Source organism: Nesterenkonia maliinae, from assembly GCF_051262655.1.
In the GTDB taxonomy this organism is placed as follows: domain Bacteria; phylum Actinomycetota; class Actinomycetes; order Actinomycetales; family Micrococcaceae; genus Nesterenkonia.
Map to the genome: position 1 here is coordinate 56,590 of NZ_JBIMEY010000006.1, position 19,643 is coordinate 76,232.

The following is a 19,643-nucleotide window of genomic DNA, read 5'->3' on the forward strand; positions in this document are numbered from 1 at the left end:
TGTTGATGCGTTCCCCACATGCTAGTGGGGGCGCTCCGGATTCTCAATCAGGACCGTGCCTAGTGATCGGTTCTGGCCTCCGCTTCCGCGACAGGAGCGGGAAGGAAGCCGGCTCCGCTGAACGCGGAACGCGAGTGCTCCCCGGCGAGGATGCCGAAGAATTCGTTGGCGGCGCCTGAGCTCTGCGTCTCGTCGAGCACGCCGGCCCAGACCTGAGTGGTGCTCTGCTGGAACTCCGGCAGCTCGAAGGTCTGCAGCGCGGCGTCCTGGGCCAGCACATCGGTGACGTAGGCCAGGGCGGCGTCGCTCTCGCCGGCGGTGAGCGTCTCGAGTGCGGTGTCGTCTCCGACGGAGAACCCAGCGGTGGCGACCTCGAAGTCCTCACCGGTGAGGTCCAGGTCGAAGGAGCCGGACAGGTCGGTGACCTGCTCGGTGCAGGGAGAGTCTCCGGCACAGGTGCTCACCCTCAGCTCAGCGACGCGTGCGGCGAAGTCGTCGAACCCATCGATGCTGTGCGGGTTCTCCGCGGTGGCGACGAGCACCAGACGATTGCTCGCCAGCGGCAGCGGATCACCCTCGATGCTGCCGGCCTGGGCGAGCGTCTGCATATGCTCCCGTGAGGCGGTGAGGACCAGGTCGGCGTCGGGGCCGGACTCGATCCTGCGCTGGAGGTCCTCGGCCCCGAGGTATTCCACCCGGGCAGAGACCCCGCTCTGCCGGTCGTGGAGATCGGCGTTGAGCGCGTGGAGCGCCGGCGCGGTGGACGGTGCCGCGAGCACGGTCACGCTGCGCTGCTCACTCGTCGAGACCTGAGCCGCGGGACCACAGGCGCTGAGCACGAAGGCCGCCACGAAGCAGAGCAGGAGGACGAGCGCGATCACGCCGCGGAGTCGGAAGAACAGAGAGTCGGGTTTCAAGGACAGGCCCCCAAGGAAAGGGTGTGGAGCCCGTCTGCTAGAGCTCTATGTGTGATGCGGGTGATGCAGCGATCAGTCGATGCCCCAGCACGAGTCCACCACTCCGGTGACTCCGCGGGACTCGGTCCGCACGTCAGTGCGGTAATACTCGCTGCGATCTCCTGGGTTCGACCCTTCATGCGGGCCGATCGTGATGACCCGGGCGCCGACAACTGCGTAGCTGTTGTCCAACACGTGGATCATGCACTGAACAGTAGCATCCTGGTCTTTCGAGACTTCGAAATCGACCGAGGCTTCGGTGTCTGAGCTGATCGTGTATCCGACGTCGTTATGGGTGAGCTGACCCACCGCATTGCCCACGGTGACGTAGACCATCGCACCGAACGCGAGCACCAGGGCGCCGATGATCATCCAGCGCTGGGACTTCCCGGACACGCTGCGCTTCGGGGCGCCGTAGCGTGACTCCAGCTCGGTGGAGGCAGCGGCGTCGGTGGTGCTGGACTCAGTCATCGGGACTATTCTAGGTGCTTATGCAGAGCTCACACCGCACTCTCCCCCAGAAGTCCTCCCCGGATGCCTCGACCCGCACAGCGGAGGAGGCGAGCTCCCCGGCGGGCTACGATGCCGACGTCCACCACGGCACCGATGTCAGCACCGACGTGGTGGCCGCCGCGGTCGCCGGTGCCAAGGCGCAGGGCCTCCCGAGGTCCTCGGGCCTGCGGATGCTGGCCGTGCACGCACACCCGGATGACGAGTCCTCGAAGGGGGCCGCGATGATGGCGGCCTACGCGGCCGCCGGGGCAGAAGTCATGGTGGCCACCGCCACCGGCGGCGAGCAGGGCGACCTGCTCAACCCCGCCGCTGGGGAGATCCTGCAGACCCACCGCGACCTGCCCGGGGTCCGCCGAATGGAGATGGCTGAGGCTGCCGAGGCGCTGAACATCTCCCACGTCTGGCTGGGCTTCGCCGATTCAGGGCTGCCCGAGGGGGACCCCACTCCGCCGCTGCCCTTCGGCAGCTTCGCCACGCTGCCGCTGGAGCAGGCCGCGGCCCCGCTGGTGCGCCTGGTGCGCCGGTTCAAGCCGCACGTGATCCTCTCCTACGACGAGGCGGGCGGATACCCGCACCCGGACCACATCATGAGTCACAAGATCACGGTGGAGGCCTACCAGGCTGCCGGTGACGCGACCCGATACCAGGGTCTCGGCGAGGCCTGGGAGCCGCAGAAGCTCTACTACGACCGGGCCTTCAACCCTGGCCGGTTCGAGGCGCTCCACCAGGCCCTGGTCGACGCCGGGCATGAGTCTCCCTATGAAGATCGACTCCTGCGCTTCCGCGACGGGTCGATCCCGTGGATGACCGATCACGAGGTGACCACGCAGATCCCGGTGGGCACCTTCCTCGAGCACCGTGACCGTGCGCTGCGCGCCCACCGGACCCAGGTGGAGCCCGACGGGTTCTTCTTTGCGACGCCCAACGACTTCCTGCGCGAGGTATGGCCCTATGACGACTACGTCCTGGTCGATTCCCGGGTCAAGACCGAGCTGCCGGAACACGATCTCTTCAGCGGTCTGCGCTGACGACTCGGTTCGCCGCCGAATTTCTGCAACGCGTAGACTTGCGCCAGTGGTCGCCGTCGGCGGCCGCCTAAGAAGCCCGGTCCGCCAGGACTGACGACGTTCAAAGGCAGAGACACCTGTGGTTCTAATTCCCTCGGTCAACAACCCGTGGCCAGGTGGGGGCGGCGGTGACGCTCCCGAGCTCCGTCCTGGGCTCGAAGAGGCTGACATCACCCCGGGGATCGAAGGCTTTCTCTTCACCGCCCTGGTGGTGGTGCTGCTCATCGTGGTGGTCCGCGACCTGGTCAAGCGGATGCGCCGGATGAAATACCGGGCACAGGTGGAGGCCGAGTACGGCGAGGACGAGGCCGAGTTCCCCGGTGAGATCACCGAGTCCGAGATCTCCGCCGCCCAGCAGCGCTCCCGCGACGCCGCCGCCGAGGCCCGCTTCGGCCCCGCCTCGACGACGCCGGCCCCGCCCGCCGAGAACGAACCGCACCCACCCTCCCGCTGAGCCCGGTCCTGTCCCGCAGGCCTTGAGCCTCCGCGCTCAGGGGCGGAGTCTCAGACTGATTGAGTGGGTTACCGGCCCCAGATCCCCGCAGATTCCGCCACTCGGCGAGCGGGTGGGGTGTCCTACACTGGCGCCATGGTGACAACTCTCCCGTTCGGGTCCTGGCCATCGACCATCTCCGCCGAACAGCTCGCCGTCGGCGGCAACCGGCTGGGCTCGCCGCAATGGGTGGGCGAGCAGCTCTGGTGGAGCGAGGCGCTCGCCGCCGAGGGCGGACGGCAGACCATCGTCCGGACCGAGGCAGATCCGTTGACGGCACCCCCTCACGACGACGACGCGGCCCGCCCGTCTCCTCCGAAGCGCCCCGACCCGGTGACGGTGCTGCCCGCGCCGTTCAACGCACGATCCCGCGTCCACGAGTACGGCGGCTCCTCGTGGATCGCCCTGCCCGCAGATGACGTGGCGGGTCTTGCGCTGCCCGCGGGTGCGCGGCCTGCGGACGCCGCGTCGGGTGCGCCGCTAGTGTTGTTCGTGAACTTCGCCGACCAGCGGGTCTATGCCTTCGTCGAAGGCGGCGTTCCGCAGCCGATCAGCCCGGTGGGTCCCGAGGTGAGGTCCGCAGGCGGCCCCTCGCTGCGCTGGGCCCAGCCCACGGCGGTCTCGCTCGCCGAGGGGAGCTTCGAGGTCTGGTGGGTCTGCGAGGAGCACCTCGACGCAGAGGATGCTCACGGTGCGCCGCTGATCGAACGCCATATCGCGGCGCTCCCGCTGGACGGGACCGCCGCCGAGGACCAGCTCGCGGTGCGCAAGGTCACCCCGTCCTCGCGCTTCGTCGCGCATCCGCAGCTCTCCCCGGATGGGACTCAGCTGGCCTGGATCTCCTGGGAGCACCCGCAGATGCCCTGGGACGGCACCGAGCTGCATCTGGGCCGGGTCGCCGGCGGGATCGTGGTCGAGGAGACCGTCCTCGACGGCGGCCCTGAGGTTTCGGTGCTGCAGCCACAGTGGCGCCGTGACGGGGAGCTGCTCTACCTCAGCGACCGCTCCGGCTGGTGGAACCCCTGGACCGTGCAGACCACGGCCCTGAAAAAGATACAGACCGCAACCAGTCCCGGGACCGAGCGGCCGCGGCAGCTGCTGGTCGACGAGCAGGAGTACGCCGGGCCGCTGTGGCAGCTCGGTGCGCGCTGGCTCACCCTGGTCGACGCCGACCACGCGCTGAGCATCCACGGCACCGCCACGGATTCACTGGGCGTGCTGAATCTTGCCACCGGGGATGTGACGCCGCTGGAGCTCCCGCACACCACGATCTCCGGAGTCAGCCTGCGTCACGACGGGGCGCTCGCGGTCCACGGCGCCTCGAGGACCGAGTTCGCCGGGATCAGCCTGGGTCAGCTCGGCAGCACTGACGAGCAGTGGCAGCTCGACCGCCTCGCCGTCGTCCGGTCCTCCCGTGATGACGCCCCCGAGCCCGGTCTGCTGCCGGAACCGGAGCCGATCACGGTGCGTGATGAGGCCGGTCAGGAGATCCACGCGGTGCTCTACCGGCCACGGCAGGCGGGATTTACCGCACCAGCGGGGGAGCTGCCCCCGTTCATCGCCCAGGTGCACGGCGGACCCACCGGCCAGGCCGCCGTCGGTCTCTCGCTGGGGATCGCGTACTACACCTCGCGCGGCATCGGGGTGGTGGACATCAACTACGGCGGATCCACCGGGTTCGGCCGGGCCTATCGCGACCGGCTCAAGGGCCAGTGGGGCGTGGTGGACGTCGCGGACACCGTCGCGGTGATGGAGCACCTCGTCGCGGAAGGCGTCGCTGATCCTGCGCGGCTGGGGATCGAGGGAGGCAGCGCCGGAGGCTGGACCACCCTGGCGTGCCTGACCCGCACCGAGACCTTCGCGGCGGGAGTCTCCAACTATGGCGTGGCCGACCTGGTCGCGCTGGCCGAGGACACCCACGACTTCGAGTCCCGCTACCTCGACGGGCTCGTCGGGCCCTATCCCGAGGCGGCCGAGATCTACCGCGAGCGGGCGCCGCTGAACCACGTGGACTCACTCAACTGCCCGGTGCTGCTGCTCCAGGGTGATGAGGATCCGATCGTGCCTCCGAACCAGGCGGAGATGTTCCGCGACGCCCTGGCGGCGAAGTCCATCCCGCACGCGTTTCTGCTCTTCGCCGGGGAGCAGCACGGGTTCCGCAAGGCCGAGAACATCATCACCAGCTTCGAGGCCTCGCTCAGCTTCTACGGCCAGATCTTCGGCTTCGAGCCTGAGGGGATCCCGCACCTCGAGCTCAGCCGCTGATGGCCCGCTGAGGTCTGCGTCCCTCGACGCGAGGGTGTCCCGCTTCTCGATCCCTGGAGGGCTCTCGACGCCGGGTCGGGGGTGCGCCAGACTGGCCGGATGGGACACCGCCTCGCCGCAAGCTCGTCGCTCTACCTCCGCTCCCACGCGGATAATCCCGTGGACTGGCGACCCTGGGGAGCCGAGGCCTTCGCGGAGGCGCGTCGCCGGGATGTCCCGGTCTTCGTGTCCATCGGCTACGCGGCCTGCCACTGGTGCCATGTGATGGCGCGTGAGTCCTTCGCGGACCCGGCGCTGGCGGAGACGCTCAACGAGAGGTTCGTCGCGATCAAGGTGGACCGCGAAGAGCACCCCGATGTGGATGACACCTATATGGCCGCCACCCAGGCGATGACCGGGCAGGGCGGCTGGCCGATGAGCGTCTTCACCCTCCCCGACGCCCGGGTCTTCCACGCCGGCACCTACTTCCCGCCTCGCCGGATCGGCCAGGTCCCCTCCTTCGCCGAGGTCCTCGACGCCGTCCACCAGGCCTGGACCGAGCGCCGCTCAGAGGTCGAGACCTCCGCGGGCAAGATCGCCGAATCCCTCGGAGCTCAGCGCCGGCAGCAGGCGGGACTGGCCACCACGATCTACACCCACGACGACGACGGCGCGCGCCGCCCTACCGACGCGTCACCCGGCGCCGCGACGGGGGTCAAGGGGAGCGCGGACGCGGCGACGCCAGACACGGCGACTGACCAGGTCACGGTCGACCCCGCCGAGCTCGACGGCCTGGTCCTCGACGCGCTGGCGGTGCTGGGCGAGCAGGAGGACCCGGTCCATGGCGGCTTCGGCTCCGCGCCGAAGTTCCCACCGTCGGCGCTGCTGGGCTTCCTGCTCGAGGAGTCGGCCTGGGACCCCGCCTCCGCCGCCGCGGCGATGGCTGTCCGCACCCTGGAGACCCTCGGCCGGTCGGCACTCTTCGACCAGGTCGAGGGCGGCTTCGCCCGCTACGCCACCGATCTCGCCTGGGCGCTGCCGCACTTCGAGAAGATGCTCTACGACAATGCCCAGCTCATCGGCCACTGTGCCCGGCTCAGCGTGCACCCCGCCGCAGATGAGGAGTCCCGTGGACGCGCCGAACGCCAAACCCGGCTCAGCCTGGACTGGCTCACCGAGCGCATGCTGCTGCCGGACTCCGGCCTGCTCGCCTCCTCCCTCGACGCCGACACCGTGGATGCCCAGGGCCAGCACGCCGAAGGCGCCACCTACCTGTTCTCCGACACCGAGCTGCTCGAAGCCGCCGCGGCCGCAGGCCTGGGGGAGGAGCAGGCCCGCGAGCTGGTGGGCCTGAACCGGGGCGTCCCCGCCGACGAGCAGTCGATCACCCAGGGCGCACCGCTGAACATCAGCGCGCAGACTCCGCGCACGCTGCACTTCGATGAGCCGCTGACCGGGGCGCAGAGACAGCTCTGGGAACAGATCGCGCCCGAGCTGCGCCGTCGTCGTGCGCTGCGCGATCAGCCCGCACGGGACGAGAAGGTCGTCGCCGCCTGGAATGCGCAGGCGATCTCCTCGATGGCGACGGCCGCGGCGCTCTGGGACGACGCCGCGCTGCTGGCCCAGGCCGAGGCGCTCGCCGAGCGGCTCTGGCAGATCCACGTCACGCTCGAGACCACAGTCGGCCGGGCGAGCGTCCGGCGCATCTCCTACGCCGGAGTGCCCGCGGTCGAGCTGGGGGGTCTCGCCGATCACGCACATCTCGCGGTGGCCTGCTTCCAGCTCAGCTCCGCCGGCGCGGACGCCGAATGGGTGCACCGCGGGCATGCTGTGCTGCGCCAGATCCTGGAGAACCTCGTGCGCCGCGAGGACGGGGAGCTGCAGCTGTTGGAGAGCTCGGACACCACGGGGCCGCTCGCCGCCGCTGCGCAGGGGCCGCTGCTGGCGACCCCGCTGGATGGGCCCGAGCCCAGCAGCGTCGCCGCACTGGCCCAGGCGCTGCAGATGGCCGAAGCACTGGAGCTGCTCGGCATCGAGGACCTCAGGCCGGCACAGATCCTGCAGCACGTGAAGCTCGCCGCAGCGAAGGCGCCCACGGTGATCGGGGCCTCCCTGCTGGTCGCGCGCCGCGCAGCCCGCAGATCGCCGGCCTTCCGTTTCCTCTCCGGGACTGCCGAGGATCTGGCTCAGGTGCGTCGGATCGGCGCACTCCACGGGGTGCCGGTGGAACCGGTCACAGCCGGGACGGTGGGTCCTGATGCGGAGCTCCGGCTGAGCGTGTGCCTGAACTCCGTGGGCTCGATGGTGTGCCTGCCCCCGGTGGGATCGGTGGATCAGGCGCTGGAGGCGATCCGCGGGTGAGGACTCAGCCGAGCAGGGCGAGCATGATGGCGATGTAGTGGCAGGTGAAACCGACCAGGGTGCAGGCGTGGAAGAGCTCGTGGAAGCCGAACCATTCGGGTGAGATGTTGGGGCGCTTGATCGCGTAGAAGACCGCGCCGGTGATGTAGGCGGCACCCCCGACGCAGATCAAGGTGGCCGCGGCCGGGTCCGCCGCGAAGAAGTCACCCATGAAGACCAGGGCCGCGAGTCCGAGGATCACATAGCTCGGGGTGTAGAGCCAGCGCGGCGCGCTGGTCCAGAGCACGCGGAAGGCGACTCCGGCCAGTGCGCCGATCCAGACCGCGACCAGCAGGATCGTGTCTCTGGGTTCGGGCAGCAGCGCCAGTGTCAGCGGGGTATAGGTGCCCGCGATGATCAGCATGATGTTGGTGTGGTCCAGCCGCTTGAGCACCATTCCCGTGCGCTGTGACCAGTTGCCCACGTGGTAGGTGGCCGAGACGGTGAACAGCATCAGTCCGGTGATCACGTAGATCACGGAGGCCGCGCGCAGAGCGCCTGCGGGGGCCAGCACGATCAGGACGATGCCCGCGGCCAGCGCCAGGGGAATCATGCCGGCGTGCAGCCATCCGCGGAGCCGCGGCTTGCGCCCGGCGGAGCCGTCGATGGATCCGCCGCCCGGACCCTCTTGGGCAGATTCCAGGGGGGAGGGCTTCGTGTCGTGTCGTCTCGTGGCCACGCCACCAGTGTAGAGCCACTTATAACCGGTCGGTAACTTAGTGTGTCACACGCCGCACCCGGACCCCCGCCCGGCTCTGGCCCAGATCCCGGTGCCGTCCCTTAGGGTGGGAATGCGTCCACACTGCAGGAGGTCCTATGGGGCTGCGTTCTCTCGCCTATGCCGTCTATGAACGGCAGATCAGCCGCGCCCTGCCGCAGGACCGGATCCCGCAGCATATCGGCGTGGTCGTGGACGGCAACCGACGCTGGGCCAAGCTTGCCGGCACGCCCACCGCGGACGGGCACCTGGCAGGCGCGAACAAGATCGTGGAGTTCATCGACTGGTGCGCCGAGCTCGGCGTGCCCACGGTGACCCTCTACATGCTCTCCACCGACAACATGAGCCGCTCCGCCGAAGAGCTGGACCAGCTCATGGAGATCATCGCCGACACCTTGGAGCGGCTCTGTGAATCCCGGCCCGGCGGACGCCCCGTGCGGGTCCACCCCGTGGGCCAGCCCGAGCTGCTGCCGGCGCCGCTCGCCGAGCGGCTGCGCTGCGTGGATGCCGAGCTCGCCCGGGCCGAGCAGGAGCCGGCCGTGCACGTGAATGTGGCGGTGGGCTATGGCGGGCGACAGGAGATCGTCGACGCGGTCAAGGAGCTGCTGCGCGACGCCGAGTCGCAGGGCCGCAGCATCAGTGAGGTGGCCGAGGAGCTCACTCCCGGGTCGATCGCCGACTGGCTCTACACCCGCGGTCAGCCCGACCCCGATCTGATCATCCGCACCTCCGGGGAGCAGCGCCTCTCCGGCTTCCTGATGTGGCAGTCGGCGTACTCCGAGTTCTACTTCTGCGAGGCGCTGTGGCCGGACTTCCGCCGCGTGGACTTCATCCGCGCGCTTCGCGACTACGCACAGCGGCAACGGCGCTTCGGAAACTGACCCCAGCTTCTGGTGGTCGGAGCCTGTGTCATGGGCGTCGGGGGTCGAGCTGTTTACCCGTTCGTCACACGAACATCATCAAGAACTACTGCCATGTAGTTCCATCTGGGAGTACGCTTCGAAGTGTCAGAACACTGACCGGAGAGGCCCGATCACGTATGCCAGAGGCATCAGGTGGAAGGGGTCGGACTGGCCCCAGAGGGCCGAACCGACCACCCCTGAGAATCACAACGGGGACAGCTCAAGGTTCCGCCACGAGCCGGATGTGCCACCAGGTGCCATCCACCACGACTCGAGGTCGGGACCTTCTGTGTTTCCGGATATGGAGAAACCGTGGCCTCCTCGAATCTGACCCCCGCAATGCCTGACGCCGTCAGCAGCGACGCGCTCGACTCCGCGATCGCCGGAGCGATCGCGCAGAAGTCCTATGTGATCGACACCTCGGTGCTGCTCTCGGATCCGAAGGCCTTCCTGAGGTTCGCCGAGCATGAGGTGATCCTCCCCGTCGTCGTCATCTCCGAGCTGGAGAAGAAGCGTCACGACGCGGAGCTGGGCTACTTCGCCCGGTCGGCGCTGCGACTGCTCGATGAGCTGCGCGTGAAGCACGGGGCGCTGAATCGACCGATCCCGCTCAATGATCTCGGCGGAGCGCTGCTGGTCGAACTGAATCACATCTCGCTGGACGTCCTTCCGCACGGATTTCGAGGCTCCGACAATGACGCTCGGATCCTCGCGGTGGCCAAGAACTTCGCCGACGAGGGCCGTGAGGTCGTAGTGGTCTCCAAGGACCTGCCGATGCGGGTGAAGGCCTCCGCCATGGGCCTCGCCGCCGATGAGTACCGCAACGAATGGGTCACCGACTCCGGCTGGACCGGACTTGCCGAGGTCAGCGCCAGCTCCGAGCAGGTCACTCAGCTCTACGAAGGCGAGAAGATCGATCTCGAGGACGCCGAAGAGCTGCCGGTGAACACCGGACTGGTGATCTCCTCCGACCGCGGCTCCGCGCTGGGCCGAGTCAAGCAGAACGGCGCCGCGCACAAATACGTCCAGGTGGTCCGCGGAGATCGCGAGGTCTTCGGGCTGCACGGGCGCTCCGCCGAACAGCGACTGGCCATCGACATGCTGATGGATCCGGAGCTGGGCATCGTCTCGATGGGAGGTCGAGCCGGAACGGGGAAGTCCGCGCTGGCCCTCTGCGCCGGGCTCGAAGCCGTCCTGGAGCGGGGCGAGCACAAGAAGATCATCGTCTTCCGGCCGCTCTACGCAGTGGGCGGTCAGGAGCTGGGCTATCTGCCCGGCTCCGAGGCGGAGAAGATGAACCCCTGGGGACAGGCGGTCTACGACACGCTCGGCGCGCTGGTCTCGGAGAACGCGCTGGATGAGGTGATGCACCGCGGGCTGCTCGAGGTGCTGCCGCTGACCCACATCCGCGGGCGCTCGCTCCATGACGCATGGGTGATCGTCGATGAGGCGCAGTCGCTGGAGAAGAACGTGCTGCTCACCGTGATGTCCCGGATGGGACAGAACTCCAAGATCGTGCTCACCCACGACGTCGCCCAGCGGGACAACCTCCGGGTGGGCCGTCACGACGGCATCGCGGCGGTGGTGGAGATCCTCAAGGGCAACCCGCTCTTCGGCCACATCACGCTGACCCGCTCGGAGCGCTCGCGGATCGCGGCCCTGGTGACCGAGCTGCTCGAAGACGCCTAGGTTCGCTGCGGCTGGAGATCCGCGACGGCTGAGAAGCCCCGTCCACCTCGGTAGGCGGGGCCTCTCAGCTCAGCTCTGTTCGGCTCAGCTCCGCGCGAGCTTCCTCTGGGACTTCTCCGCGCGGAGGGACCTGGTGAAGACGAAGGCCACGACGACACCGGCCAGCGCCCCTGCCAGGTGGCCGGACCAGGAGATCCCCCCGGGGCTCAGCGGCGTCATCGCCACGAGCATGCTCAATCCGTAGAGGAACAGCACCGCGAGGGAGAAGATCACCGCGAGGATCCGGCGCGTGATGAAGCCGTAGGCGACCAGGAAGCTCGCGAAGCCGTAGATGACCGCAGAGGCGCCGATGTGCAGACCGCCGCAGTCGAAGCCCTCCGGAGCATGGCAGACCCAAGGCGTCCCCCCGATCCACAGAAGCACGCCGGAGAGCAGCCAGATCATCGCAGTGATCTTCATGAAGTGCCGGGTCAACAGCGAGAGCATGCCGCCGAGGACCAGCCAGGACATCGAATTGCCCAGAAGGTGGCCGAAGCCGCCGTGCAGCAGCGGCATGAACAAGATCCCGAGAAGTCCGTCGACCTCCCGCGCCTGAAGTCCCAGCGCCCGGTTCATCCAGTTCCCGGTGAACACCATCACCAGATAGACCGCCCACATGCCGACCAGCGGCACGACGACGGGCAGGAAGGTCCGTCCGAAGGTGGACTTCAGGTCGGTGCCCAGCGACTGCCAGGAATCACCGGAGTCGGCGCTGATCGGTCCGTCTGCACGGCCTCGCTGGAATGCTCTGCTCATCACCCCATGCTACGCAGGCGAGGGACTGCATCGTGCCTCAGTGCTTGTTCTGCGGTGGCCTGCGGAATTCTGGTGGCATACCATTGCTTAAGGAGCTAAAAACTAGTTCTTGCAACTATCGAGATGTGGGCACGCAAGTCGCCCCGAGGTGGAGATGTCGAGGGACGAACACGGACACCAGGCTCCCGAGGTCGGTCCCGAGAGCCCTAGCACTGTGCCGTCGGATCCGAGGATGCCGGATCCCGGCCCCCACGACTCCCCGCAGTCCCGGCCAGGGGGTTACTGGTACCGAGGCATGCCCCATGCGGCGAGCTCGGTGGATGTGCTTAACCTGTTGCGCAGGTACCGAGAGTCCGAGCGCAGGATGCGCTCGCGAACCAGGGAGTCCATGAGCATGGGGGAGACCGATCTCCTCGCGCTGCGCTACGTGCTCCGCGCCCAGTCCGCCGGAGAGCTGCTTCGCCAGCGTGATCTCGCCCAGGAGCTCGATATCAGCGCCGCCTCGGTCAGCGTGCTGGTGGACCGACTCATCCGGTATGGCTACGTCCGCCGCGTGCCCGTCCCCGGGGACCGTCGCTCGGTCGCGGTCGAACCGACCATCGCCGGGGACCACGAGGTGCGCGAGACGCTCAGCGAGATGCACCGCCGGATGCTCGAGACCGTAGAGACCCTTACCGAGGACGAACGCGCCGCGGTGGCCAAGTTCCTCAGCGGACTGATCGCCAGCATCGACTGAGCACAGATCCTGCGTCCTGTCCTCGGAGGGTCCTGTGGTTCTCCGAGGTCCTGCGCGTCTCCCGGGTTCCTGCAGTCCTCAAGCCGCCCGGCTGCGCGTCACTGTCCTGGCCGTGAGCGATCGGTTACTAGACTGAGGCTATGACCGAGAACACTGCTGAGACCGAATACCGTATCGAGCGCGACACCATGGGTGAGGTGAAGGTGCCCGCCCAGGCCCTGTATCGCGCGCAGACCCAGCGCGCCGTGGAGAACTTCCCGATCTCGGGACGCACCCTTGAGCGCGCCCACATCGAAGCACTGGCACGGGTGAAGAAGGCCGCCGCCCGGGCGAACCAGGAGCTCGGGGTGCTCGACGCCGAGCTCGCCGAGGCCATCGTCCATGCCGCCGAGCTGGTCGAGACCGGAGACCTCGACGAGCACTTCCCGATCGACGTGTTCCAGACCGGCTCCGGGACCTCCTCCAACATGAACACCAACGAGGTGCTGGCCACCCTGGCCAACCGCTACCTGGCCGAGAAGGGTTCGGACAAGGAAGTCCACCCCAACGACCACGTCAACGCCTCACAGTCCTCCAATGACGTCTTCCCCACGTCGGTGCACGTGGCAGCCACCTCCGCGCTGGTCAATGACCTGCAGCCGGCCCTGGCCTACCTCGCCGAGGCGCTGGAGGCGAAGTCTTCGGAGTTCGCCTCCGTGGTGAAGTCCGGCCGCACCCACCTGATGGACGCCACCCCGGTGACGCTGGGCCAGGAGTTCGGTGGCTACGCCGCTCAGGTGCGCTACGGCGTCGAACGCATCGAATCGGCCCTGCCGCGCGTGGCCGAGGTGCCCCTGGGCGGAACCGCCGTGGGCACAGGGATCAACACCCCGCTGGGCTTCGCCGAGAAGGCCATCGCCAGCCTGGCCAAGGACACCGGACTGCCGCTGACCGAGGCTCGCGACCACTTCGAGGCTCAGGCCAACCGGGACGGGCTCGTGGAGGCCTCCGGGCAGCTGCGCAACATCGCCTATTCGCTGATGAAGATCAACAACGACCTGCGTTGGATGGGTTCGGGTCCGAACACCGGGCTCGGCGAGATCTCGCTCCCGGATCTGCAGCCCGGTTCCTCGATCATGCCCGGCAAGGTCAACCCGGTGATCTGCGAGTCAGCGATCCAGGTCTGCGCACAGGTGATCGGCAACGACACGACCGTCGCACTGTCCTCGACCAACGGCGCCTTCGAGCTCAACGTCGGCATCCCGGTGATGGCCGCGAATCTGCTCGAGTCGATCCGGCTGCTGAAGAACACCAGCTACGTGATGGCGGACAAGATGATCAAGGGCCTGACCGCCAACGAGGAGCGCGCAGCGTTCCTCGCCGCCGCGTCACCCTCGGTGGTCACCCCGCTGAACAAACACATCGGCTACGAGGCGGCGGCAGAGATCGCCAAGCACGCGGTGAAGAACAAGCTCACCGTGCGCGACGCCGTGATCGAGCTGGGCTACATCGAGCGCGGCGACCTCACTGAGGCGCAGCTGGATGAGTCCCTCGACCTGATGAGCATGACCCGCCCGGGCTGATCCCCTCCCATCCTGGGCGGTTGCGTTCTCCGGTCGGTACGTTTCGACCGGAGAACGCAACCAGCCGGGTGGATTGACGTCAGCTGCGGAATCGGGCGGGGGCCTCGGCGTCCAGCGCCCAGTCGATGACCATCCGCTGGTCCTCGCTGATCGGCTCCGGGAGCTCCGAGACCGGGAACCAGCCGACCTCCACGGACTCCTCATCGTTGACCCGCGCCTGCCCCGAGACCGGTTCCATCTCCAGGACCGTGTCCAGATATCGGCAGGCGTCCCCATTGGGGTAGCGCACCAGTCCGGTCGCAAAGACCCCTGCCACGCGGACCGGGCGGGCGATGACGCCCGTCTCCTCCTCGATCTCGCGGACCGCGCCGACCGCCGGATCCTCCCCGGGATCAAGGATTCCAGAGGTCACGGTCCAGGCCCCGTTGTCGGCCCGGCGCACCAGCAGCACCTCGGTCTCGGCGGGGGAGCCGCTCTCGGCGAGGCTGGAGGCGGAGTCGGCGGCGTCGTCGTGGACCGGAGGACGGCGCAGCACCACTCCGCGGGTCGCAGGGACCCAGAGCTCCTTGGTCCCGATGTCTTGACGCAGTTCTTTGATGAAGTCAGGGGTGGGCATGTGCCCAGCCTAGTGAGTGCCGCCGCTGAGCATCAGCGCAATGGCCGTGCCCACCAGCAGGAAGGGTCCGAACGGGACCGCGGTCTTGGCCGTGCCGCGGCCCGAGATCAGCAGCCCCGCCGAGACCATTCCGCCGAGCAGGAACGACAGGACGACGGCGGCCAGCACGGTGTCCCAGCTGACGAACCCGGTGTAGAGGCCCAGCACCACGGCGAGCTTCACGTCTCCCATGCCCAGCGCTGGGGGAGCGGCGAGGCGCACGAGCAGGAAGAGCCCGCCCCAGACCAGGCCTGCAGCCAGGGCGCGCAGCGCCGCCCACGGTTCGCCCAGAAGCAGAGCGCTGGGCATCAGCAGCCCGAGCGTGATCCCTGCCCAGGGGTAGAGGATTCGATTGGGCAGTCGGTGCTCGCGCAGATCGATGAAGCTCAGCGCAAGGGCGCAGACCGCGAAGGCGACCCCGCCGAGCAGCAGCAACAGTCCCGCCAGGGCCTGGTGCAGCGATCCTGAGCTCAGAAGTTCGGTGACGAACGCGATCACGGCACCACCCTAAGCGTCAGGAGCTCATGAGGGAATGGCCCTGACTTTCCTGTGGAAAGTCAGCCTCGAGGTCGCGGAGCTCGGGCGCTCAGACCTCGCCGATGCTGGTGACGACGTCGGCGCGTCCTTCAGAGAGACGGTAGGTCACGCCCATGACGGCGGTGCGACCCTCGGCCACGGCATCGTGGAGCACCCGCGAGTGATCCAGGATCCGGTGCGCGGTCTGCTTGACGTGTTCTTCCACGGTCTCGTTGACGCCGGTGATCCCGGCACGCTGAGCGGCCATCACCGAGGGAGTGATGCGTTCGACGAGGCTGCGCACGAAACCTGTGGGGGTCACGCCGGACTCGTTGGCCTGCAGAGCGGCGGAGACGGCTCCGCAAGAGTCGTGGCCGAGGATCACGATGAGCGGGACCTTCAGCTCCGCGACGCTGAACTCCAGGGAGCCGAGCACGGCGTCGTCGGTGACCTGGCCCGCCGTGCGGACCACGAAGACGTCGCCCAGGCCGACGTCGAAGATGATCTCTGCGGCGAGCCGGGAGTCCGAGCAGCCGAAGATCGCGGCCACCGGGTGCTGGGACTCGGTCAGGGAGGAGCGGCGCGCCGCATTCTGGTTCGGGTGCTTCGATTCACCGGAGACGAAGCGTTCATTGCCGGTCTTGAGCAGCTCCCAGACTTCAGCGGGCAGCGGCTGGACGGGTGGGGTCAATGCGGTCATCCTGTGGAACCTCCGTTGTCGTCCTCTGTTTCTACCTCAACATCGACCGATTCGACGACCGACTCGGCGAAGTAATCGAACTGTTCGGCCGGGGCCTCGCCGCCGAGCACGATGGCCGTGCCGTCGACCGTGTTCGCCTCCGCCTCCAGGACGTAGTACCGGTATTCGTCGTCCTCCCGCACCTCGAAGGTGAGCCCGCCGACGGTCTCCTCCCCGGTGGGTCTGATCTGACGTGTCATCTCATTGACCCAGGCGGGGTTGGGCTCATCGGTCTGCGCGAAGCTCAGGAAGCTCTGCTCCTCGACCGAGTACCCGACCTCCCAGGCGGTGACCCCGAGCTCGGCCCGGTTCTCCCACCGGGCGTAGTTCGCGGTCCACCCTTCAGGGACATCCGGGACGATGGCGGTGTACCCGGCGACGTCACTGGTCCAGCCGGCGGCCTCTTCGACGTCGACGTCCGGGGTGAAGGTGACGTCCCGCTCCGGACGGAGTCCCATCACGGCGAACACCGCGAGCATGGTGATGGCGACGGTGATCACGACGCCGATCATGGGCTGGCGCATCCGCTTCGCCTGGGACTGCGTCAGCTGCGGGGTCGGGGTTTCTTCTGGCTCGCTCACCCTCCTATTGTGTCACCGTGGACTGACATGCCCGGGCTCGTGACTCGGTGCCGCGTCACCGCTCGCGGCTATGATGGCCGCAGAGCCGGCGACGAGGCCGGACAGAAGCCGACACGAGAAGGTGGACCAAGCCCATGAACGATTCTTCGCAGCACGGCGGCAAACGCTCCGACGACGGCTCCTCCCAGGACTTCTCCCACCTCTCGGCCCGCCTGGCCGTCGGGGACTCCGAGCCCGACCGGCACCTGGCCATGGAGCTGGTGCGCGTCACCGAGGCCGCGGCGATCGCCGGCGGCGCCTGGGTGGGCATGGGGGACAAGCTCACCGCCGATGGTGCTGCAGTAGATGCCATGCGATCCCTGCTTGACACCGTGAACCTCAACGGCATCGTCGTCATCGGCGAGGGCGAGAAGGACGAAGCCCCCATGCTCTACAACGGCGAGCGGGTCGGCAACGGTGCCGGACCTGAGGCCGACGTGGCGGTGGACCCGATCGACGGCACCCGACTGACCGCACTGGGCTACAACAACGCCCTGGCAGTCCTGGCCGTGGCCGAGCGCGGCACCATGTTCGACCCCTCAGCGGTCTTCTACATGGACAAGCTGATCACCGGGCCTGAGGCCGCCGACATGGTCGACCTGCGCCTGCCGGTCAAGCAGAACCTGCACCTGATCGCGAAGGCCAAGAACAAGCGGATCAGCCAGCTCAACGTCTGCGTGCTGGACCGCCCGCGCCACTCCAAGCTGGTCACCGAGATCCGCGAGGCCGGTGCCCGCGTGCGCTTCATCATGGACGGCGACGTCGCCGGCGGCATCGCCGCGGCCCGCGAAGGCTCCGGCATCGATGTCCTGATGGGAGTCGGCGGCACACCCGAGGGCATCATCACCGCCTGCGCGATCAAGGCCGTCGGCGGCGTCATCCAGGGCCGCCTTGCCCCCGTGGACGACGAGGAGGCGCAGAAGGCGCTCGACGCTGGCCACGACGTCAGCCGGGTGCTGACCACCAACGAGCTGGTCACCGGTGACAACTGCTACTTCGCCGCCACCGGCATCACCGACGGTGACCTGCTGCGCGGCGTCCGGTACCAGGGCGACAAGGTCACCACGCAGTCCATCGTGATGCGTTCGAAGTCCGGAACGGTCCGGATCATCGACGCCGAGCACCAGGCGCGCAAGTGGGAGTCCTACACCAGGCAGTAGTCATCCGGTTCGCGCGGAATCTCGAGGAGAAAAGTATGGGGCAGCTCATGCGTTCGGCGGGACTCCTGGCGGCGGCACTCCTGGTCATGGAGCTGCGAAGCCAGTCTGTGATCGGGGACGCCCTTGCGGCGCCGCTGGTGGGGCTCTTCATCGGTGGGTTCGTGCTGTCCGTGCTCATGACCGTGCGCAGCAGCTGGCGCTCCCGGCAGGCTGTGGGGGCTTCGTAGATGCCCGCAGACATCCCCGAGGACATCAGACCGCTGCGGCTTCGATACGCCGGAGTCTGCGCCGTCTGCGCAGAGCCGCTCCGAGCGGGAGCCGATGCCTTTCACTCCGGAAGCCGCAGGAAGGTGTTCTGCCTCCCCTGCAACGATGGTTCCCGCGAACTCTCTGAAGATCGAGTGCCGCTCTCGGTGGGGGCGCCACCGCCTCCACCCCCGACCGAGGCCCCGCCGCCGCGGGTGACGCTGCCCTCGGAGGGCGCAGCGTCACCCGCGGCGGAGCATGCAGTCCCCACAGCTTTTCACCGTGGACGCGCCGGGACCGGCGCGCAGCGGGAGTACGCGAGACGTCGAGCGAATGACGAAGCGCGGATACGCGAGAAGTGGGGGCGCTTCGGCGGCATCGCGGTCGCGCTGAGCAAGGAGAAGCAGAGCACGGCCGCCTGGGCGATCGGCGCCGAGGGGGAGCGCCGGGTCGGAGCCCGCCTGGACAGGGTGGCTCTGGAACTGGGCGGCCTGGTGCTGCACGATCGGAAGATCCCCGGGTCCCGCGCCAACATCGATCACATCCTGATCGTGCCCTCCGGGGTCTGGGTGATCGACTCCAAGAAGTACACGGGCAGGGTGGAACTCCGGCGCAGCGGAGGACTGCTGACTCCGCGGGTGGAGAAGCTCACCGTGCGTGGTCGAGACTGCACCCACCTGGTGGATCAGGTGCTCAAACAGGTTGACCTGGTGCGCGGCTGCACCCCCGACGTTCCTGTCTCGGGAATGCTGTGTTTCTACCGCGCTGAATGGCCCATGGGTGGTCATCCGCGCACTCGGGGAGTCCACGTTCTCTGGCCCAGACGCGTCAAGCAGGTCGCGGGGGCCCGGACGCGGATCCGCATCGACGTCGACCTCGTCGGCGCGCAGCTCGCGGCCCACTTCGCCGCCGCTGAGTGAGACCCGACAGCTCCAGTGAGACCCGTCAGCTCCAGCGCCGCCCGACAGCTTCGGGCTGGCCCCGCCCGGGGGGCCTGACAGGACCGAGCCGCCTGTCTATCGTGGTGTCATGACCTTCGCGAACGTGGGAACGCTGGGAGTTGCGCCGGGGAAGCGAGACCAGGTCGTCGCCATCTTGACCCGCCACAACCCCGATCTGGAACCGGCCGGGTGTCTTCTCTACGAGGTCGGCATCAGCGAGGAGCAGCCGGAGACGGTGTTCGTCACCGAGCTGTGGACCTCGGCCGAGGCGCATCGGGAGTCGCTCCAGCTGCCAGGCGTCCGGGCTCTCATCGCGGAGGCGATGCCTCTCCTCACGGGCGACATGGGCGGCCACCAGTTCGATGTGGTCGGGTCCCCGCTCAGGCAGTGACGTCGATGCCTCGGTGCGGCCCCATCGGAGCCCTACTGGACCTCCGCGTCGGGCGGTGCGATGTGGTGCCGCTGGGCGCCGTCGGCGGAGGCCACGCCTGGCACCGCAGAGAAGCTCGGCGACCCACCCGAGGTCTGGGTCTGGACTCCCTGGGACGCAGACGTGTGCCCGGTGATCTGCCCCAGGCTGCGCAGGACCCGGTCCACCACGAGTCCTGCGGCCTCCAGCTCGGTGACGACCGCATCGATCCCGTCCAGATGCTCCTCATCGACGGTGATGATCCACTGCTGCTCGGTCATG

At 68.2% G+C, this 19,643-nt stretch carries 21 protein-coding genes; 12 read left to right on the forward strand and 9 right to left on the reverse strand.

From position 1 onward, the window contains the following. Window positions 1-59 precede the first annotated feature (59 nt). Window positions 60-881: a molybdate ABC transporter substrate-binding protein gene (locus ACHAA4_RS11260; RefSeq protein ID WP_435774267.1), complete on the reverse strand. Its 822-nt coding sequence runs from the start codon at window positions 879-881 to the stop codon at window positions 60-62. Window positions 882-989: 108 nt separating this feature from the next. Then, on the reverse strand, window positions 990-1,427 hold the full coding sequence (locus ACHAA4_RS11265) for a DUF4307 domain-containing protein (RefSeq protein WP_435774268.1): 438 nt from the start codon (window positions 1,425-1,427) through the stop codon (window positions 990-992). A 212-nt stretch (window positions 1,428-1,639) separates the two neighbouring features. Here ACHAA4_RS11265 and mca point away from each other — a divergent pair, with 212 nt between their 5' ends. The 4 genes from mca (at window position 1,640) to ACHAA4_RS11285 (ending at window position 7,634) form a co-directional block, all read left to right on the forward strand. Further along, window positions 1,640-2,497, forward strand: coding sequence for a mycothiol conjugate amidase Mca (mca, locus tag ACHAA4_RS11270; protein WP_435774396.1), 858 nt, complete (start codon window positions 1,640-1,642; stop codon window positions 2,495-2,497). A gap of 118 nt (window positions 2,498-2,615) precedes the next feature. Beyond that, the gene (locus ACHAA4_RS11275) at window positions 2,616-2,990 is read left to right on the forward strand and encodes a hypothetical protein (protein WP_435774269.1); all 375 of its coding nucleotides are present in this window, start codon (window positions 2,616-2,618) and stop codon (window positions 2,988-2,990) included. 135 nt (window positions 2,991-3,125) lie between these two features. Next, on the forward strand, window positions 3,126-5,294 hold the full coding sequence (locus ACHAA4_RS11280; protein WP_435774270.1) for a dipeptidyl-peptidase 5: 2,169 nt from the start codon (window positions 3,126-3,128) through the stop codon (window positions 5,292-5,294). Between the two features lie 99 nt (window positions 5,295-5,393). Next, window positions 5,394-7,634, forward strand: coding sequence for a thioredoxin domain-containing protein (locus ACHAA4_RS11285; protein WP_435774271.1), 2,241 nt, complete (start codon window positions 5,394-5,396; stop codon window positions 7,632-7,634). A gap of 4 nt (window positions 7,635-7,638) precedes the next feature. On the opposite strand, the gene trhA is transcribed toward ACHAA4_RS11285, so the two are convergent. Then, window positions 7,639-8,316, reverse strand: coding sequence for a PAQR family membrane homeostasis protein TrhA (gene trhA, locus ACHAA4_RS11290; RefSeq protein ID WP_435774397.1), 678 nt, complete (start codon window positions 8,314-8,316; stop codon window positions 7,639-7,641). Window positions 8,317-8,489: 173 nt separating this feature from the next. Between trhA and ACHAA4_RS11295 the strand changes: the two genes are divergently transcribed. Together ACHAA4_RS11295 and phoH2 are read left to right on the forward strand one after the other, a co-directional pair. After that, window positions 8,490-9,272 carry an isoprenyl transferase gene (locus ACHAA4_RS11295; RefSeq protein ID WP_435774272.1) on the forward strand — a complete coding sequence of 261 codons (783 nt, stop codon included), beginning with the start codon at window positions 8,490-8,492 and terminating at the stop codon, window positions 9,270-9,272. 360 nt (window positions 9,273-9,632) lie between these two features. Continuing rightward, window positions 9,633-10,982, forward strand: coding sequence for an RNA 5'-3' helicase PhoH2 (phoH2, locus tag ACHAA4_RS11300; protein WP_435774398.1), 1,350 nt, complete (start codon window positions 9,633-9,635; stop codon window positions 10,980-10,982). An 84-nt stretch (window positions 10,983-11,066) separates the two neighbouring features. Here phoH2 and ACHAA4_RS11305 read toward each other — a convergent pair whose 3' ends face one another. After that, window positions 11,067-11,777, reverse strand: a complete 711-nt coding sequence (locus ACHAA4_RS11305) for a rhomboid family intramembrane serine protease (RefSeq protein ID WP_435774273.1) — start codon at window positions 11,775-11,777, stop codon at window positions 11,067-11,069. Between the two features lie 394 nt (window positions 11,778-12,171). Between ACHAA4_RS11305 and ACHAA4_RS11310 the strand changes: the two genes are divergently transcribed. Both ACHAA4_RS11310 and ACHAA4_RS11315 read left to right on the forward strand, forming a co-directional pair. Beyond that, window positions 12,172-12,513, forward strand: coding sequence for a MarR family winged helix-turn-helix transcriptional regulator (locus tag ACHAA4_RS11310; protein ID WP_435774274.1), 342 nt, complete (start codon window positions 12,172-12,174; stop codon window positions 12,511-12,513). 140 nt (window positions 12,514-12,653) lie between these two features. Then, on the forward strand, window positions 12,654-14,075 hold the full coding sequence (locus ACHAA4_RS11315; protein WP_435774275.1) for a class II fumarate hydratase: 1,422 nt from the start codon (window positions 12,654-12,656) through the stop codon (window positions 14,073-14,075). A 79-nt stretch (window positions 14,076-14,154) separates the two neighbouring features. On the opposite strand, the gene ACHAA4_RS11320 is transcribed toward ACHAA4_RS11315, so the two are convergent. The 4 genes from ACHAA4_RS11320 to ACHAA4_RS11335 all read right to left on the reverse strand — a co-directional run bounded on the left by ACHAA4_RS11320 (window position 14,155) and on the right by ACHAA4_RS11335 (window position 16,566). Then, window positions 14,155-14,691 carry an NUDIX domain-containing protein gene (locus ACHAA4_RS11320; protein WP_435774276.1) on the reverse strand — a complete coding sequence of 179 codons (537 nt, stop codon included), beginning with the start codon at window positions 14,689-14,691 and terminating at the stop codon, window positions 14,155-14,157. Between the two features lie 9 nt (window positions 14,692-14,700). Then, entirely contained in the window at window positions 14,701-15,228 is a 528-nt protein-coding gene (locus ACHAA4_RS11325) for a prepilin peptidase (protein ID WP_435774277.1), read from the reverse strand. Window positions 15,229-15,316: 88 nt separating this feature from the next. Beyond that, window positions 15,317-15,946, reverse strand: coding sequence for a carbonic anhydrase (locus tag ACHAA4_RS11330; protein ID WP_435774278.1), 630 nt, complete (start codon window positions 15,944-15,946; stop codon window positions 15,317-15,319). Next, window positions 15,943-16,566 carry a DUF4245 domain-containing protein gene (locus tag ACHAA4_RS11335; RefSeq protein WP_435774279.1) on the reverse strand — a complete coding sequence of 208 codons (624 nt, stop codon included), beginning with the start codon at window positions 16,564-16,566 and terminating at the stop codon, window positions 15,943-15,945. The genes ACHAA4_RS11330 and ACHAA4_RS11335 overlap by 4 nt, the downstream gene beginning before the upstream one ends. 134 nt (window positions 16,567-16,700) lie before the next feature. On the opposite strand from ACHAA4_RS11335, the gene glpX reads away from it, so the two are divergent. The 4 genes from glpX (at window position 16,701) to ACHAA4_RS11355 (ending at window position 19,343) form a co-directional block, all read left to right on the forward strand. Further along, window positions 16,701-17,765, forward strand: a complete 1,065-nt coding sequence (gene glpX / locus ACHAA4_RS11340) for a class II fructose-bisphosphatase (protein ID WP_435774280.1) — start codon at window positions 16,701-16,703, stop codon at window positions 17,763-17,765. 35 nt (window positions 17,766-17,800) lie between these two features. Continuing rightward, window positions 17,801-17,992: a hypothetical protein gene (locus ACHAA4_RS11345; protein WP_435774281.1), complete on the forward strand. Its 192-nt coding sequence runs from the start codon at window positions 17,801-17,803 to the stop codon at window positions 17,990-17,992. 234 nt (window positions 17,993-18,226) lie between these two features. Beyond that, complete coding sequence (locus ACHAA4_RS11350) at window positions 18,227-18,931, forward strand: nuclease-related domain-containing protein (protein ID WP_435774282.1); 705 nt, start codon at window positions 18,227-18,229, stop codon at window positions 18,929-18,931. 109 nt (window positions 18,932-19,040) lie between these two features. Continuing rightward, window positions 19,041-19,343, forward strand: a complete 303-nt coding sequence (locus tag ACHAA4_RS11355; RefSeq protein ID WP_435774283.1) for a putative quinol monooxygenase — start codon at window positions 19,041-19,043, stop codon at window positions 19,341-19,343. A 32-nt stretch (window positions 19,344-19,375) separates the two neighbouring features. Here the strand turns inward: ACHAA4_RS11355 and ACHAA4_RS11360 are convergent, their stop codons facing one another. Continuing rightward, entirely contained in the window at window positions 19,376-19,642 is a 267-nt protein-coding gene (locus ACHAA4_RS11360; RefSeq protein ID WP_435774284.1) for a hypothetical protein, read from the reverse strand. Window position 19,643 lies beyond the last annotated feature (1 nt).